We start from the raw sequence: 14,765 nt of genomic DNA on the forward strand, positions 1-14,765 counted from the left end.
GGGATAACTACTGAGGCCAGGCGCGTCGTCCACAGGAGACGAGAGTTGAGGGTTTGATTGGTGGGCTGTGCTGCGAGAGTGGGGGCGTGCATCCGGCACCCGGCCGGGTCCGTTCCGAAAGGACTCAATCTCATGGCTCAACACAGTTTCACGCTGACCGGGAACCTCGGGGCAGACCCCACCTATCACGGGGTCAGTGACAGTAACGGCGTTGCCAAGTTCCGGCTGTGCTCGAATCGCCGCCGTCCGGGGGAGAGAGAAGGCACGTGGATCGACTACGACACCCTCTGGATCGAGGTTCAGTGCTGGGGCAGGTTGGCTGAACACGCCCGTCGGTGCCTCCGCAAGGGGATGAGTGTGATCGTGGTCGGCACGGTGATTCTCGAGACTTGGACTGATGCCGACACGGACAGCAACCGTTCACGCATTGTTCTCCGGGCAAGCCACATCGGGCCCGACCTTAACCGCTATCTCACCACAGCGGAATTGCCCGGTGGGGAGACGGTCGCGCGGCCATTGACCGGTGGATGGGTGACATCGGGGCAGGTACCCGGCAACGGAACGGCCTCTCCTGTCGGTGTCCAGGCTAGGAAGGAGGCGGTCGGTGAAACGTCGGATGGTGGTTCCCGGACACCGGAGGGCCGTGCACTTGTGGGGGCAGCCTCCGGTGGTGACGGAGAAGCTGACCCGCCGTTCTAGGAGGTGATCGCAGGCCCGGGGACACTGTGGGACACCGGGCGCGTCTGCACCTCGGGTCTGCACGGGAGGTGGGGTAACCTCGTGGGGCAGGACTGCAACCGAGTAGAAAGCACTAAGGGACAAACATGGGCGAGTTCATCTACACGATGAAGAATGTGCGTAAAGCACACGGTGACAAGGTTATTCTTGATAATGTCACCATGGCCTTCTATCCCGGCGCCAAGATCGGCGTCGTCGGCCCGAACGGTGCCGGTAAGTCATCGATTCTGAAGATCATGGCTGGTCTCGATCAGCCCTCCAACGGTGATGCATTCATCGATCCGGGTTCCACCGTCGGTATTCTGCTGCAGGAACCGCCGTTGAATGAGGAGAAGACCGTCCGGGAGAACGTTGAGGAGGGACTCGGCGAGATCTTCGAGAAGAAACAGCGCTATGAGGCGGTCGCAGAGCAGATGGCCACCGATTACACCGATGAGCTGATGGAGGAGTTCGGCAAGCTCCAGGAAGATCTGGATGCGGCCGATGCGTGGGAGATCGATTCCAAGATCGATCAGGCGCTTGACGCCTTGCGCTGCCCGCCTGGTGATGAACCCGTCACGCACCTCTCCGGGGGTGAGCGACGTCGTGTCGCACTTGCGAAGCTGCTGCTCTCGGAACCTGATCTGCTGCTGCTCGACGAGCCGACCAACCACCTTGACGCCGAGAGTGTGCTCTGGTTGGAGCAGCATCTTGCCAAATACCCGGGCGCCGTTCTCGCCGTCACCCACGACCGGTACTTCCTGGATCACGTCGCGCAATGGATCTGTGAGGTCGACCGCGGCAAGCTGTACCCCTACGAGGGCAACTACTCCACCTACCTGGAAACTAAGGCGAAGCGCCTTGAGGTCGCCGGTAAGAAGGACCAGAAGCTGCAGAAGCGCCTCAAAGAGGAGTTGGCCTGGGTCCGTTCCGGAGCGAAAGCACGGCAGGCGAAGAACAAGGCACGTCTCGCACGTTACGAGGAGATGGCGACCGAAGCCGAGAAGTACAAGAAGCTTGATTTCGAGGAGATTCAGATTCCGACCCCGCCGCGCCTGGGTAACCAGGTAGTTGAGGCGAAGAACCTGACCAAGGGTTTCGACGGACGGACTCTGATCAAGGGTCTTTCTTTCACTCTGCCGCGCAACGGCATCGTGGGTGTCATCGGCCCGAACGGTGTGGGTAAGTCCACACTGTTCAAGACGATTGTCGGGCTTGAGGAGCCGGACTCCGGAGAGGTTGTCGTAGGACAGACTGTGAAGCTGTCTTACGTCGACCAGAACCGTGAGAACATTGACGGTGAGAAGACCGTGTGGGAGGTCGTCTCGGACGGTCTTGATCACATCGTCGTCGGCCAGAACGAGATGCCCTCCCGTGCTTACCTGTCGGCGTTCGGCTTCAAGGGGCCGGACCAGCAGAAGCCTGCGAAGGTGCTCTCCGGTGGTGAGCGTAACCGCCTTAACCTGGCTCTGACCCTGAAGCAGGGCGGAAATCTGATCCTGCTCGACGAGCCGACCAACGATCTCGATGTTGAGACGCTCTCATCTCTGGAGAATGCTCTCGTGCAGTTCCCCGGTTGTGCCGTGGTCATTTCCCACGACCGTTGGTTCCTGGACCGAACCTGTACCCATATCCTCGCGTGGGAGGGCAACGTCTCTGAGGGACAGTGGTTCTGGTTCGAGGGTAACTTCGAGGAGTATGAGAAAAATAAGGTCGAGCGCCTCGGTGCCGAGGCTGCCCGTCCGTCTCGGGTGACGCACCGTAAGCTCACGCGCTGATCTGGTGTGCCTCTTCGCGGGCGCACTGAAAAACCGGCTCCGGACGGTTGGTTGACCCTGATCGTCCGGAGCCGGAAGCATTCAGTATGCTTTTGATTTTGAAATGAAAATCGTCGTGTCGATCCCTCGGCAGGTATAGGTTGGTGGTTGAGCATCACCGCAGGACCGGGAACCCGTGGGCCCGCGACTCCCCAGTACGGAAGGATCCCCGAACACATGGCCAACAGCAGTGACCGCACCGTCGGTAACGCACCCGTTCACACCGCAGAGGTCCATGTTCGGTGGTCGGACTTCGACCGATTCGGACACCTCAACAATGCCGCCTACATTGAGCTCGCACAGGAAGCCCGCAACATTTTTGCGCTGGAGGAGTTCATTGGCCGTGGACACGAGGTGCCTGCGGTGTTCATCCGTCGCCTGGACGCCAACTATGTCAGCCCGATCCTCCCCGACACCTCTACCGTCGTGGTGGAGACCCGGGTGACCCGGATTGGTCGGACGTCCTTCACCACGAGCCAGTCCATCATTGACCGGCACGGGACCGTCGCCTGCGTCATCGAATGTGTCCAGATCGCTGTTGACCTGAAGACCGCCACGCCACGCTCCATCACCGCGAATGAGCTGAAGATCCTGAATCGGGCCGCCGGTACCGAGAGTGCAGTTGAACCCGATACCGAACAGGAGGAGGCTGGCCGGGAGTGACCGAGACCATCACCGTCACCGCAGGCGCCGAAGGCCTCAGTGCGCTACTCTCCCGCGCCATTGGTATCGACGCCGACGCCTCCGCCCGGTTCCGGAAGCGCACTGACGGTACCGTCGATGTTTTCGTCACCACTCCGTTCGATGTCGTCGCGACCCGGAGGATAGGAGGTGTCCCGGGGCGGGACGGTGCGGTTGTTCGGGCTGCGGATCTCCGCGATGCCCTCACGGAACAGCGCACGGACATCGGACCTGCCCGCGACATCGCGTGGCCGGGGGCATTGCCCCCGGCCGAGGGGTATATCCTCCTCGACACTCTCCCGGTCACCGTTGTGCGGCAGCTCGCAGACCAGGGGCAGGCACTAGCCCGCCAGTTCTCCGGGCCACTCGGCCCACCGCAGTCCCTTTTGGACCAGACCGTGCTCACCGTCACGGCCCCGGAAGAGGAGTGTACTTCGGCTGAGATAACCATGCGGATGGTATTCACCTGCACCTCTCTCGGACTCATCCCCGGTCCTGCGGCGCCCGAATCCATTCCCCGGCATCTCAGGGTCTCCACCTCGGGAACCTGGGTCCGCGTGGATGCGCCCTTCGGGAGTGTCTACCGCAACACTCGCCAGTCGGTACTCCAGCTCTGATCCGGCACCGCGACGCGCGGGCCGTTTCAGTCGAAACGGTTGATCAACATGTCCGCCACACGCACCATGTGCTCCCACAGGGCCTGCCGGTAAGGTCCGGGAAGGGTCTGCTCGTCTACCGTGTCGATTGCCCTCGCCATCATCTCCAGCCACCTGTCCCGTTCAGCCATCCCAATGGAGAATGGGTGGTGTCGCATCCGTAGTCGCGGATGCCCACGGTTTTCACTGAATGTCGGTGGACCGCCCCAATACTGGGCGAGGAACCACTTCAGCCGTGCCTCGGCGCCCTCCCAATCATCGACCGGATACATTGGACCGATGAGATTATCTTCGCGTACTTGCAGGTAGAATCGGTGCACGATGGTGGAGAAAGTCTCTTCACCGCCGATCGCCTCGTAGAAACTGGTCGGTTGTTGTCCCGTCATTTCAGCTCCCCTGCTGTACCGGCCCCTGCAGAACCCCTGGCTGAATCACTGTTCGACGGAGTCCCGGTGATTCCGATGCCGTGAGGGTACGGAGTGGAGATACCCTGCTTCTGCAGATCCGTGATGATGCATCCGAGAAGTTCACGGCGGATTCTCCACTGTGTTCCGGCGACAACCTTCACCCGGACTCGAATGAGCATGTGGTCCACCGCGAGAGCATGGACGCCATCGACATCAGGTACGCCAAGCACGGATTCCCGGAGCCCTTCGAGTGCCACCGCAGATTGTGCCGCATCACCGATAGCCCGCTTCGCGGCTTCAACGTCATTGGACAACCCCACGGGGACGTCGATGCGGGCGACGGCATGCCCCTTGGTGGAATTACCCACCTTCTGGATCAAGCCGTTGCGGATAAACCACAGTGTGCCGTCAACGTCCCGGATGGTGGTCAACCGGAGAGATACGGCCTCGACGGTTCCGACGACGTCCCCCACATCAATCAGGTCACCGACTCCGTACTGGTCCTCGATGAGCATGAAGATTCCGGAGAGGAAGTCCTTGACCAGAGACTGCGCACCGAAACCGAGGGCGACGCCGACAACCCCGGCGGAAGCAACGAGCGGGCCGACCTGCACCCCGAATTCGGTGAGTACAGCCAACCCCGCCCACGCCCACACGAAGATCGCGACGGCGGAACGCGCGACGGATGAGAGCGTCCGGATACGGGCTTCCCGGCGCGCGCGGTCGAGGGCATTCTCGGGTTCGGTGGCGATGGACTCGCTGAGCAGCGAGTGTCCCGGTCCGCGTTCGATGGCGTGGCTGGAGAGTCGCTTGATCAGCAGGATCAACGCCCATTGGATTCCGATGGCGACCACGAGTATCAGCCCGAGCGACAGTGTGGTGTCGATGAGCCCCGCAGTGGTGAACCCGGGTTGATTCCTGAATGCGTCCTGCAGCGTGTCTTTCACATCTGTAGAACCTACCGGGTACCTGCCCGGTTCCCAGCTTCGGAGCTAGGGTTGGACCCATGAGTAACAGACCTGTAGCAGTCATCACCGGAGCCACCGGCGGTATCGGCCGTGCGATCGTCGACAGACTCGCACCGGAGTTCGACGTGTTCGCTCTCGGTCGGAACCACGTTCTACTCGGGGAACTGGATACGCTGAACGGTGTTCGGGCGGTGCGGTGTGATCTGGTGGACGAGCTTCTCAACGCCGCTTCTGTCGCAGGTCTGCAGGAAGTACTGGCGTTGCCACGTGTCGATGTGCTGGTGCATGCCGCTGCGGTCGGGCACAGGTTATCGGTAGAGCTTGCGGAGCCAGCCCAGTGGCGGGAGATGCTTGATCTGAACGTCGTGGTGCCTGCGGAACTCACCCGTAGGCTGTTGCCCGCTTTGCGGCGGTCGGAGGGTACCGTTGTATTCATCAATTCCGGGGCTGGGAATGGGGCTCACCCTGGGACAACGGTGTACACCGCCACCAAACATGCGCTGAGGGGTCTCGCGGACAGTTTCCGCAAGGAGGAGGCGGCTGCCGGTGTGCGGGTGACCGGTATCGCACCGGGCCCCACTGACACGTCTATGCTCCGGGGTATCGTCGAGTCTGCTGGTGGGGTCTACACACCGGAGCACTACATAGATCCCGCTGAGGTTGCAGCAGCGGTTCACCTGGCGGTGAGTGCGGGGCCGACGACTCAGCTCACCGACATTGCGGTCCGTCCCCGGATTGAATTGGCCGACCGCTAGTCCACTCCCGTCAGAGCAGCGAGGGCGTGCACGGCGGCTGCGTCCGTTGTCTGCAGCATCGTGGCGTCCGTTCCGGGCATCGGACTGATTGTGGTGTCCGGCATCTGGGCGTGGGTTGGGATACCGATGAGATGCACTCGCGGGTCTGGTTTTCCGTCTGCGCCGATGATCCGCTGTGTCACCGGATCAACCTCCGGTGACGGTGTTGGTGTTCCGTCAGACAGTCGGAACACCCGCATCCGGCCGCGCTGGAGCAGGTCCCGCATCAACGGTTCAGCGGTGTGACGGATGTCGGGCGCCGGTAGTCGGGCGTCGAGAAGTACCCGTGCGGCGGTCGGCCGCCGGGTGGTGGGGGAGTGCATGCGGAAGACCCCGTCAGACACCTCGACGGTGGGATGCGCCCCCAGGAAAGACACGATCCCGGCGTCCACGAGCGCCAGAAGTTCACGGCTGCGGAACGCCGGAGGCCCCGATCCCGCCATGCGGCCGAACGCCATCATCCACGCGTAGCACCCGCGCCGCGATTCCGGCGTGTAGCGACCGCCTGCGCCGAGTACCGAAACTGGCTTCCGCGCGGATGCTATCGACCAGAGTCCCTCCTTCAGCGCGCTGTCCCGGCCGGCAGCGGCGTGGGCGATGTCCACCACCAGGCCGGCGGCGACGGCGTCGGTGAACGCCTCCGGGGACAATTCTCCGGAGAGTCCGCGGGCCGCCAACGGGTCAGCTTCCCTCACCGGATCGAAGACGGTGACCTCGGGAAGTTCCTCCGCCAGTACCCGGGGGATGTCCTGCACCGCGGTGGTGTCGATCACCGCCACCAGTCGTTCCGGATCTGGGATCAGCGTGGGATGCGTACGGTGCAGTGCCCGGTAGTACGCCTCGTGGGCGTCCCGGGCGACCGCGGGCCACACCTGTTCCGTGAAGTCGATGGGGCCGGTGGTGGCGGAGAGTTCCCGTGCAACGGCGCGCAGCCTGCGGTGCGGCATCCGGGGTGGCAGCGTGTGGTACTCGGATTTCGGGAACAACGGGTAGCCACGACCCGATGCCGCGACGATCCGTGGTTCCTGCCCGGAGGGGATGTAACGGAGGCCCGAGCGACTGGAATCGTTTTTCACGAAGCGTCCGCCGCGGCCCACCGTCAGCAGAACCATCGCATCGAAGAACCCCATCCCCAGGCCACGGATCAGCACTGTTTCTCCTGGTACCACACGGTTGAGTGGCTGGTCGGCGGGATTGCCGGGCTTGATCCACGTCAGATCATCCGGCGCACCGAGTTTGTCGATGTTCTCCGGTGCCGAGCGCTGCCAGCCGGGGGCGATCACCGTCGCACCCGCCGTGATGACGGAACCATCCGCGAGGGTGATCTCGTCGCTTCCGTCGGCATCCGCGGTGAGAGCGACCGCACGACTCCGGTGATGGCGCAGCGTTACCTGTGGTGGAAGGGTGCGTCGAGCGATGTGGAGGAACCAACGGAGATACGCACCGTAGAGACGACGACTCGGGTTCGACTCCGGCCGGGTTGCCCGGAGCTCATCGGAGAAGGCGACCGCCACCGCCGGGACGGGGCGGTACCTACGGAACATCTCGGCCACTGGGGTATCGATCCCAGCTTCGTCAGGTTTCTCCCCGCGCAGCAACTGAATCCACTCATAGAGCGTCGGGCCTCGGAACACCGGGGCGGAAACGGTGGAACCAGGTTCGGTGAACATGGTCACCGCCCCGGCGAGGGTATTCATGCACAGCTCGCCGGGTTGGTCGGTGCGCCAGACCTCTCCCGTCCCGTGTTGGGCATCATCAATGAGATGCACCGTCAGTGCTCCCTGATCCGGAATGGCCCGGACGGCGGCGCCGAGCCGCTCCAGCACCGACGTGCCGCGCGGCCCGGCACCGATGATCGCGATGGACTGTGCGGAGCCGGAGTTCGGGGAAATCACACAGCCAGGCTAGTCGACATCGCCGTTCACTCGCCGGCGTCGACCGCCCGGTTACGCAGTGCCCGCTCGACGCGGTCCCGGCCTTCGGCGACGACGCGCTTCAGACCCGCAGGGTGGTCACCGTCGAGGAGTGCACCGGCACGCGCGATGCCTTCCTCAGTGATGTCCCACGACGGGTAGAGTCCGTTCAGCGCGGCAAGCGCCATCTCCGGGGTAGCGTCGCGCCAGAAATCGGGCGCCAGATCAAAGTAGGCGTCGTTGAACTGCTGCAGGTTCGGTGCGGCGCCGGCCCAGGTAAGACCCTCGATCTTGTGCCGGATCGCCAGGTTCGACAGGCCCGAGCCCGGATCGGTGATTTCAGTGAAGATCTCCTTCTTCCGTTCAAGGGTGTTCACTGCGGCGTGTGCGGCCCACGCCCACTTCCGGCTGTCGGAGGAGCCGTCGCGGACGAGCTCCGCCTCGATCGCGGCCTCCGCGTCCTCGATTTCCCCGGTGGCGATGAGTGCGGTCACCGCCCGCCACCGCAAGTCGTTATCAACCTCGATGCCCTCGATCGGGGAAACCCCATCCCGGATCTTCCTGAACACGGCGATCTGCTCCGGGGTGTCAGCACCGAGTTTCCCACGGGAAAGGACCTGCAGGAACGTCAGCTGCGCATCAGAACCGGACTCGGTGTTGCATGCGCCGTCGAGAAGCGCGTCCGCGAGCAGCTTCCGTCCGGTCTGTTCCGCCCATGTGGGATCCGCATAGTTAGCCAGGGCGCTCGACGCCTGCGTGAGAATCCGTTCGAGAACGGCGATCTCCGTTTCAGCAGAGGCTCCGGAAGCCACGAGCGTGATGAAGTCACGGGCGCGCATCCGCCCATCGCGGACCATCTCCCACGTCGCCGACCAGCACAACGTGCGCGGCATCGGATCCTCGATGCGGGCGATGTTCTGCATCACGAAATCCAGGGAATCGGCGTCGAGATGGGTCAGGCAGTAGGTCAGATCGTCGTCATTGACCAGGACGAGGTCGGCGCGTTCCACGCCGACGAGCTCCGGAACCTCGGTGAACTCGCCGGTGACGTCCAGTTCGACCCGTTTCACACGGCGTACACCACCGTCACGGAGAGAATACAGGCCGACCGCGACACGATGGTCCCGAAGTTCCCCGGCTCCCGGCTCCGCACCATGCTGTCGGATACCGAAGGAGACGTAGATGTCACCCGACACCTCGAATTCTGCGGCGAGTGTGTTCACGCCCGTCGTCTTCAGCCACTGATTCGCCCAGTCGGACAGATCCCGGCCCGATGCCGACTCGAGAGCACCGAGGAGATCGTCGAAGGTGGCGTTACCGAATGCGTGGGTGGCGAAGTGTCGGCGAACACCGGCGAAGAACGCGTCCCGGCCGACGTAGGCTGCCAACTGCTTCAACACGCTCGCGCCCTTGGCGTACGTGATGCCGTCGAAGTTCTGCTCCACCGTCTCGATGTCGCTCGCATCCGTGGTGATCGGGTGTGTCGACGGAAGCTGATCCTGGCTGTACGCCCAGGACTTCTCGATGTTCGCGAACGTGACCCACGCGGAGTCGTACTCGGTTGCCTCAGCCTGGCTGATCGCCGCGGACCAGGTGGCGAAGGACTCGTTTAGCCACAGGTCATCCCACCAGCGCATCGTCACCAGATCACCGAACCACATGTGCGCCAGCTCGTGCAGCACCGTGTCGCAGCGCCGCTCGTAGCGGTACCGGTTCACCTTCGAGGTGAACACGTACTCGTCCCGGTGCGTGACACAGCCGGCGTTCTCCATTGCACCCATGTTGAACTCGGGCACGAAAACCTGGTCGTACTTGTGGAAGGGGTACGCCACACCGAAGTTCGCGTGGTAGAAGTCGAACCCCTGCTTCGTCTCGGTGAACAGGCGTTCCGCGTCGAGACTGTCTGCGAGAGACTTCCGGCAGTACAGGCCCATCGGCACGGTCAACTCGTACGGTTGACCAGCCGGGGTCTCCGGGTGGTGGGTGAGTTCACCGGTCCACTCACCCCGGACCTCGTGGTAAGGGCCGACGCAGATCGCTACCAGATACGTTGATAGCCGGTAACCGATACGGGAAACGTGGGTGCTGGTCCCGTTCCCATTGTCAGTCACGGTCTGATCCGCGTTGGAGATCACCCGCCAGCCGTTCGGTGTGGTGATCGTGAGATCATAGGTCGCCTTCAGGTCCGGCTGGTCGAAACAGGCAAACATCCTCTTCGCGTCGGCCGTCTCGAACTGGGTGTACATGTACACCTCGTTGTCCGCAGGATCAACGAAGCGGTGCAGCCCCTGGCCCGTCCGTGAGTAACGGCAGTCTGCGGTGATTCGCAGGGTGTGCGCGCCGGGCTCCAACCCTTTCAAGGTGATGCCGGCGTCCTCGTCGTAGCCATCGTCACTGAGCGTGACGGCGTCAGCGGTGATGTCCCGACCGTCCAGTAGTGCCTCCCGGACGCGGGCAGCGCGTAGATCGATGAACGTGTCGCCGGCGGTGGATACGGTGAAGTCCACGGTGGTGACGGAGGAGAACTCCGTGTCTCCACCGGTCAGATCAAGGGTGATGCCGTAATTGTCGACGTCGAGGATCGACGAACGCGTCTGGGCTTCCGCATGGGTGAGGTTGGTCGAGGTCACGTGACCGGAGCTCCTATCATCGAGGCGTGCGCGGGCCATCGGTGGCCCGCTCTCTTCAGGGGTGGTGAATCACCAGTGCACGGCACCGCAGCCGGGTGTACGTGGGGAGTCAGGGGAAAAGGGGATAAGGTAACGCCCCCACGCGTCGACGACGGCACCGCATGGCCAAGGATACGGGTCACCCATGGTGGTGGAACGTACAGGCACGGAATGCACCTATCCTGGGTGTGAACCGCCGGGGAACGAGGTTTTCCGGCGGATATGACGGAAACACTGCACAGAGAGAAGGTATACATGAGTCAGCCCATGAGATTCTGGTTCGATGTCACCTGCCCGTACGCCTGGATTACCTCTCGGTGGGCCATCGAAGTGGAGAAAGTCCGGGACGTGGAGATCACGTGGATCCCGATGAGTCTCGGTGTGCTCAATCAAGGCCGTGACGAACTTCCCGAGGACTACCGGCGCAGGATGACTGCGACCTGGGCACCGGCGAGGGTCTTCGCGCGGGTCGCCACCGAGTATCCGGACAAGGTCGGTGAACTCTACACCGTACTGGGGACGAAGATCCACAATGAGGGGCAGGGGGCGGCACTCAAGGAGAACGCCGGTGACGGAGATATCTCCGATCTCTTCATTCCCCTGATTCGAGAAGCGTTGACCGAGGTGGGCCTCGACGAAGGACTGGCGGACACCGGTCTCGGGTCGGAGTGGGATGACGTGCTGAAAGATTTTCACGGACAGGCAATGTCGGCCGTCGGTGACGAGGTCGGTACCCCGGTGGTCGAGGTGTCGGGTACGGCCTTCTTCGGCCCCGTACTCACCCGTATACCCCGAGGCGACGACGCCGGAATGATTTTTGATGGCGCGGTGGCACTCGCCGGGTACCCGCACTTCTTCGAACTCAAACGTTCGCGCACGGAGCGACCCGACTTCACCTGATGTAGCGGTAGCACAGCCACTCGTCTATGGTGGTATCAAACCACGGCCCGGTCGTTTCGGGGCACCGGGGTGGGGCCCGGTGCTCTGCTTCCGGCGCCCGGCGGCCTTGACGTGGCTAACCCGTCAGGGAAATCCGCTCCGGCGGGACACCCACGGCCGGAGCACGGCCGTACCATCAATCTCAGGAGACCACCATGAGTGATCGCCCCACCGCACCTTCGGACCACACCAATCCCGGGCAGTCCAACGAAAGTGGTTCTGTTCCCGTGGAACGCCGCAGCCGGAGTATTCTCCCGTGGATTCTCGGGATCGTCGCACTTTTCGTGCTCGGAACTCTCGCCTGGGCCCTGCTCGGCGGTGATGATGACGATGACAATGCTGATCCGTTGGCAGCCTCGACGACGTCGACCAGTGCGACTATTCCGGCAAGCAGCGTCAGCAGTTCCCCGGTGACACCCACCACCACCGCTATCGCCCCTGGTTCCATGAGTCCAGCCGAGCTTGCCTCAGCGCTCGGATTCGCCAATGTCAATACCCCTGGTGACACGTACATTGGAGATCGTGGCACCATCCAGGTAACCGATATCACCCGTGGCGATGACGGCGATGTCTGTGTCGTGACCAACGTTGTCAATGCCAGTGTGAATGATGAACTGACCTTCGCCACCGACCACGTGACGATCATCGATGCAGACGGCAACGAAACCTCCGTTCCGGCGGGCACCGACTTCGTTGATTCCACTGTGGACACCGATGATGGAGTGGTCACCGTCGCCGACGGTGCCGAGGCAACCGTCACCACCTGTGTCCCGACCGATGCTGATGTCGTGGGTGTCGTCTATCACGCGGACAAGGCTGACAACACCAGTGCAGCGCTTGTCGACAACCCCGTGTGGGCCACCAACCTCTGAGGAATAACACGCACTCCGGTTTCAATTATCCGGAGGTGACATCACGCCGTATCCGAGATTACCGCCTCCGGGTGGGGCGGATACGGCGTTCTGCTGTACAACTACCCGCGTACTGCACACGACATGCTCGATGTGCACGCTAGACTCGGACACATGCGCGTATATCTTGGAGCGGACCACGCCGGGTTCGAAATGAAGAATGCCATCGCCCAGCATCTCACCGACGCCGGACATGAGGTGATCGACTGTGGGGCCCACGTCTATGATGCCGAGGATGACTATCCCCCGTTCTGCATCGAAGCTGCGTCCAGAACTGTGAACGATCCGGGGTCGCTCGGCATTGTTCTCGGTGGCTCCGGGAACGGTGAACAGATCGCCGCGAACAAGGTCAAGGGTGCGCGATGCGCTCTCGCGTGGTCGGTTGAAACCGCGCGCCTCGCGCGGGAACATAACAATGCTCAATTGGTCGGGATCGGTGGTCGGATGCACTCCGAGGAAGAGGTACTCGCGATCGTTGATGCATTCCTGGATCAGGCTTGGAGCGAAGCTGAACGGCACCAGCGCCGTATTGACATACTCGCAGACTATGAAAAAACGGGTATCGCTCCGGTGCTTCCTGAAGCCTGACGCCCAAGTACCGCAGAAGGACAGTGTGCCCAGACCTCCCGGGAGGCCTGGGCACACTGTCCTTCTGCGGTGGGAGCCGCATCGGTGCATCGAATCAGAAATCGAACCCGCCGAAATCCATTCCACCGTCGCCCCCGAAGAATCCGCCGTCCTCACCCGAAAAACCGGGGTCGGTATCCCCAAGATCCTCTCCACCCGCACCTTCAGATGCGTCCGGGCCGTCACCACCGGTGTCTCCATAACCCTGCTCGAACTCCTGTGGCCCGTAGTGAACTCCGGACATACCTCCGAAGAGCATCGAAAACATCATCACAGAGCCTGCGGTCCACATGCCGGTGCGAAGAGCTGAGGACCACCAGGGTTCGGAATACCAACCGGCCGGAACCGGACGGCCGGCGACCATTCCGCCCGGATAGTAGTTCGGTGTCTGTGGTGTTGCCGTCGGTGATGCGGTGATCTGTTTTCCTTCGTGATCGATGGTGCGCTGTTCAGTGACGGCACCAGCCTGGCGTTGTCCCTCAAGTTGAGGCAGCTCGGGGCCTGAAGGCATACCCATGATCTCGCGTGCCGCATTGATGTAGTGGAGTCCCTCGAGTGCAGATTCCCGTGCGAGTTCAGCCTGACGTACTGTCTTTGCCGTACTGATCTGGCCGGATGCCGCGTTGAATCTTTCCGAAGCGTCTGCGAGTGCCTGGGTCGATGCGGTATCACTACCGGTGAGGGAAAGCACCTGGGAGCCGAGGCGCTCAATCCAGCGACGTGCGTCGGCAACGGCGTCATCGAGTTCGGATTCCTTAGAACGGCCTCCGCCGGAAGAACCTGATCGAGACAGCAGGAGAACGACGCCACTGATTATGACGGCGATCAGGAGTAATACGAGGAGAGAGGACATTGGCAGCCTTTTCCGGGCGTTGGATGACAAGATGGAGGGGCTCGCGGGGAACGTAGGAATTACCTGGAACGTGGGTGTTCCGCAGGTGGCCCCGTCTACAGAAACAACGTCCGATGTGTGTCGGGGGTTCCCGAAACGCATGTATGGATGGGAAACGATGTCCGGGTTCCGCGTTCGGTTCCGGACCATCGGTTGACGAGAACCCCCGCAGACGCGCCAAGGCACTGCGGGGGTTGATAGTGGGCCGGAACCCGGACGGTGGAAGAATGAACCGGATGAGGCTCCGGTCGGGGAGATCTAAGCCTCGGTGTTCTCAAGTGACTTGGCGGACTTGCGGCCGTTTTTACGTTCCTCGACCCATTCATGGATGGTCTGTGAATCCCAGAGGGTGAGCCCGTGCATCTTGGCGACGGGTTTCGGGGCGCGGCCGCGGCCCGCGTAACTCGTGAAGGTTCCGCGCGCGGTACCGGAGAACCTGGCACATTCGATGGCTGTCCAGAGCTCTCTGCCGGAGTCGGAGTCAATGATCTTAGGTTGCATGGGCGCCACGATACGTCAGCCAGCTAACGGCGTCCTGAGAAAAATGTGGGTGTGGCAACGCTCCTTTTGGAATTTGTTTTATGGTGAAAGTTGGGGCAGTGGAATTGCTGTTTTGTGACTATTCAATTGGTGGGGGCTATCTTTCGGGGGGTGACCTTGCCTCAGCAGTGGGTATGTTGAATGTGTAGCACCCCCGGAGCGGTATTTAGATGCAAAAGTCAACCCCATGAAGGATAGGCTATCCCGATTTATCGAGTTGATCTACTGATAAAA

The 14,765-nt window shown here is 62.1% G+C and carries 14 protein-coding genes; 8 read left to right on the forward strand and 6 right to left on the reverse strand.

Features of this window, described 5'->3' with window-relative positions:
• Positions 1 to 132 precede the first annotated feature (132 nt).
• The 4 genes from QWU43_RS00405 (at position 133) to QWU43_RS00420 (ending at position 3,832) form a co-directional block, all read left to right on the forward strand.
• A complete protein-coding gene (locus QWU43_RS00405) occupies positions 133 to 699 on the forward strand; it encodes a single-stranded DNA-binding protein (protein WP_370916860.1) in 567 nt (188 codons plus the stop codon).
• Between the two features lie 125 nt (positions 700 to 824).
• The gene (gene ettA / locus QWU43_RS00410; protein WP_370915655.1) at positions 825 to 2,495 is read left to right on the forward strand and encodes an energy-dependent translational throttle protein EttA; all 1,671 of its coding nucleotides are present in this window, start codon (positions 825 to 827) and stop codon (positions 2,493 to 2,495) included.
• Between the two features lie 216 nt (positions 2,496 to 2,711).
• Positions 2,712 to 3,197 (forward strand): acyl-CoA thioesterase, encoded by a 486-nt coding sequence (locus QWU43_RS00415; protein WP_370915656.1) that lies wholly within the window; start codon positions 2,712 to 2,714, stop codon positions 3,195 to 3,197.
• On the forward strand, positions 3,194 to 3,832 hold the full coding sequence (locus QWU43_RS00420) for a hypothetical protein (protein ID WP_370915657.1): 639 nt from the start codon (positions 3,194 to 3,196) through the stop codon (positions 3,830 to 3,832). Before QWU43_RS00415 ends, QWU43_RS00420 begins: the two co-directional genes overlap by 4 nt.
• A gap of 26 nt (positions 3,833 to 3,858) precedes the next feature.
• Here the strand turns inward: QWU43_RS00420 and QWU43_RS00425 are convergent, their stop codons facing one another.
• On the reverse strand, positions 3,859 to 4,257 hold the full coding sequence (locus tag QWU43_RS00425; RefSeq protein WP_370916861.1) for a globin: 399 nt from the start codon (positions 4,255 to 4,257) through the stop codon (positions 3,859 to 3,861).
• Positions 4,254 to 5,225: a mechanosensitive ion channel family protein gene (locus QWU43_RS00430; protein ID WP_370916862.1), complete on the reverse strand. Its 972-nt coding sequence runs from the start codon at positions 5,223 to 5,225 to the stop codon at positions 4,254 to 4,256. The genes QWU43_RS00425 and QWU43_RS00430 overlap by 4 nt, the downstream gene beginning before the upstream one ends.
• A gap of 59 nt (positions 5,226 to 5,284) precedes the next feature.
• On the opposite strand from QWU43_RS00430, the gene QWU43_RS00435 reads away from it, so the two are divergent.
• Complete coding sequence (locus QWU43_RS00435) at positions 5,285 to 6,001, forward strand: SDR family oxidoreductase (RefSeq protein ID WP_370916863.1); 717 nt, start codon at positions 5,285 to 5,287, stop codon at positions 5,999 to 6,001.
• Here the strand turns inward: QWU43_RS00435 and QWU43_RS00440 are convergent.
• Complete coding sequence (locus QWU43_RS00440; RefSeq protein ID WP_370916864.1) at positions 5,998 to 7,935, reverse strand: FAD/NAD(P)-binding protein; 1,938 nt, start codon at positions 7,933 to 7,935, stop codon at positions 5,998 to 6,000. The genes QWU43_RS00435 and QWU43_RS00440 overlap by 4 nt on opposite strands.
• Before the next feature lie 26 nt (positions 7,936 to 7,961).
• A complete protein-coding gene (pepN, locus tag QWU43_RS00445) occupies positions 7,962 to 10,583 on the reverse strand; it encodes an aminopeptidase N (protein WP_370916865.1) in 2,622 nt (873 codons plus the stop codon).
• Positions 10,584 to 10,877: 294 nt separating this feature from the next.
• Here pepN and QWU43_RS00450 point away from each other — a divergent pair, with 294 nt between their 5' ends.
• From QWU43_RS00450 to QWU43_RS00460, 3 genes are all read left to right on the forward strand, one after another.
• Positions 10,878 to 11,522 (forward strand): disulfide bond formation protein DsbA, encoded by a 645-nt coding sequence (locus QWU43_RS00450; RefSeq protein WP_370916866.1) that lies wholly within the window; start codon positions 10,878 to 10,880, stop codon positions 11,520 to 11,522.
• A 194-nt stretch (positions 11,523 to 11,716) separates the two neighbouring features.
• Entirely contained in the window at positions 11,717 to 12,433 is a 717-nt protein-coding gene (locus tag QWU43_RS00455; protein ID WP_370915664.1) for a hypothetical protein, read from the forward strand.
• Between the two features lie 153 nt (positions 12,434 to 12,586).
• Entirely contained in the window at positions 12,587 to 13,060 is a 474-nt protein-coding gene (locus tag QWU43_RS00460; RefSeq protein WP_370915665.1) for a ribose-5-phosphate isomerase, read from the forward strand.
• Between the two features lie 94 nt (positions 13,061 to 13,154).
• Here QWU43_RS00460 and QWU43_RS00465 read toward each other — a convergent pair whose 3' ends face one another.
• Complete coding sequence (locus QWU43_RS00465; RefSeq protein ID WP_370915666.1) at positions 13,155 to 13,952, reverse strand: DUF1542 domain-containing protein; 798 nt, start codon at positions 13,950 to 13,952, stop codon at positions 13,155 to 13,157.
• Positions 13,953 to 14,249: 297 nt separating this feature from the next.
• Positions 14,250 to 14,492, reverse strand: a complete 243-nt coding sequence (locus tag QWU43_RS00470) for a helix-turn-helix transcriptional regulator (protein ID WP_370915667.1) — start codon at positions 14,490 to 14,492, stop codon at positions 14,250 to 14,252.
• Between the last annotated feature and the right edge of the window lie 273 nt (positions 14,493 to 14,765).

Origin of the sequence: Corynebacterium sp. CCM 9204 (genome assembly GCF_041357695.1) — a bacterium.
In the GTDB taxonomy this organism is placed as follows: Bacteria; Actinomycetota; Actinomycetes; order Mycobacteriales; family Mycobacteriaceae; genus Corynebacterium.

What these genes read in the sequence shown, in the direction of transcription:
- QWU43_RS00450 (WP_370916866.1), top strand. Translation starts at nt 10,878, where the DNA reads ATGAGTCAGCCCATGAGATTCTGGTTCGATGTCACCTGCCCGTACGCC.
- QWU43_RS00460 (WP_370915665.1), top strand. Translation starts at nt 12,587, where the DNA reads ATGCGCGTATATCTTGGAGCGGACCACGCCGGGTTCGAAATGAAGAAT.
- QWU43_RS00455 (WP_370915664.1), top strand. Translation starts at nt 11,717, where the DNA reads ATGAGTGATCGCCCCACCGCACCTTCGGACCACACCAATCCCGGGCAG.
- QWU43_RS00465 (WP_370915666.1), bottom strand. Translation starts at nt 13,952, where the DNA reads ATGTCCTCTCTCCTCGTATTACTCCTGATCGCCGTCATAATCAGTGGC.
- QWU43_RS00405 (WP_370916860.1), top strand. Translation starts at nt 133, where the DNA reads ATGGCTCAACACAGTTTCACGCTGACCGGGAACCTCGGGGCAGACCCC.
- QWU43_RS00470 (WP_370915667.1), bottom strand. Translation starts at nt 14,492, where the DNA reads ATGCAACCTAAGATCATTGACTCCGACTCCGGCAGAGAGCTCTGGACA.
- QWU43_RS00415 (WP_370915656.1), top strand. Translation starts at nt 2,712, where the DNA reads ATGGCCAACAGCAGTGACCGCACCGTCGGTAACGCACCCGTTCACACC.
- QWU43_RS00425 (WP_370916861.1), bottom strand. Translation starts at nt 4,257, where the DNA reads ATGACGGGACAACAACCGACCAGTTTCTACGAGGCGATCGGCGGTGAA.
- QWU43_RS00435 (WP_370916863.1), top strand. Translation starts at nt 5,285, where the DNA reads ATGAGTAACAGACCTGTAGCAGTCATCACCGGAGCCACCGGCGGTATC.
- ettA (WP_370915655.1), top strand. Translation starts at nt 825, where the DNA reads ATGGGCGAGTTCATCTACACGATGAAGAATGTGCGTAAAGCACACGGT.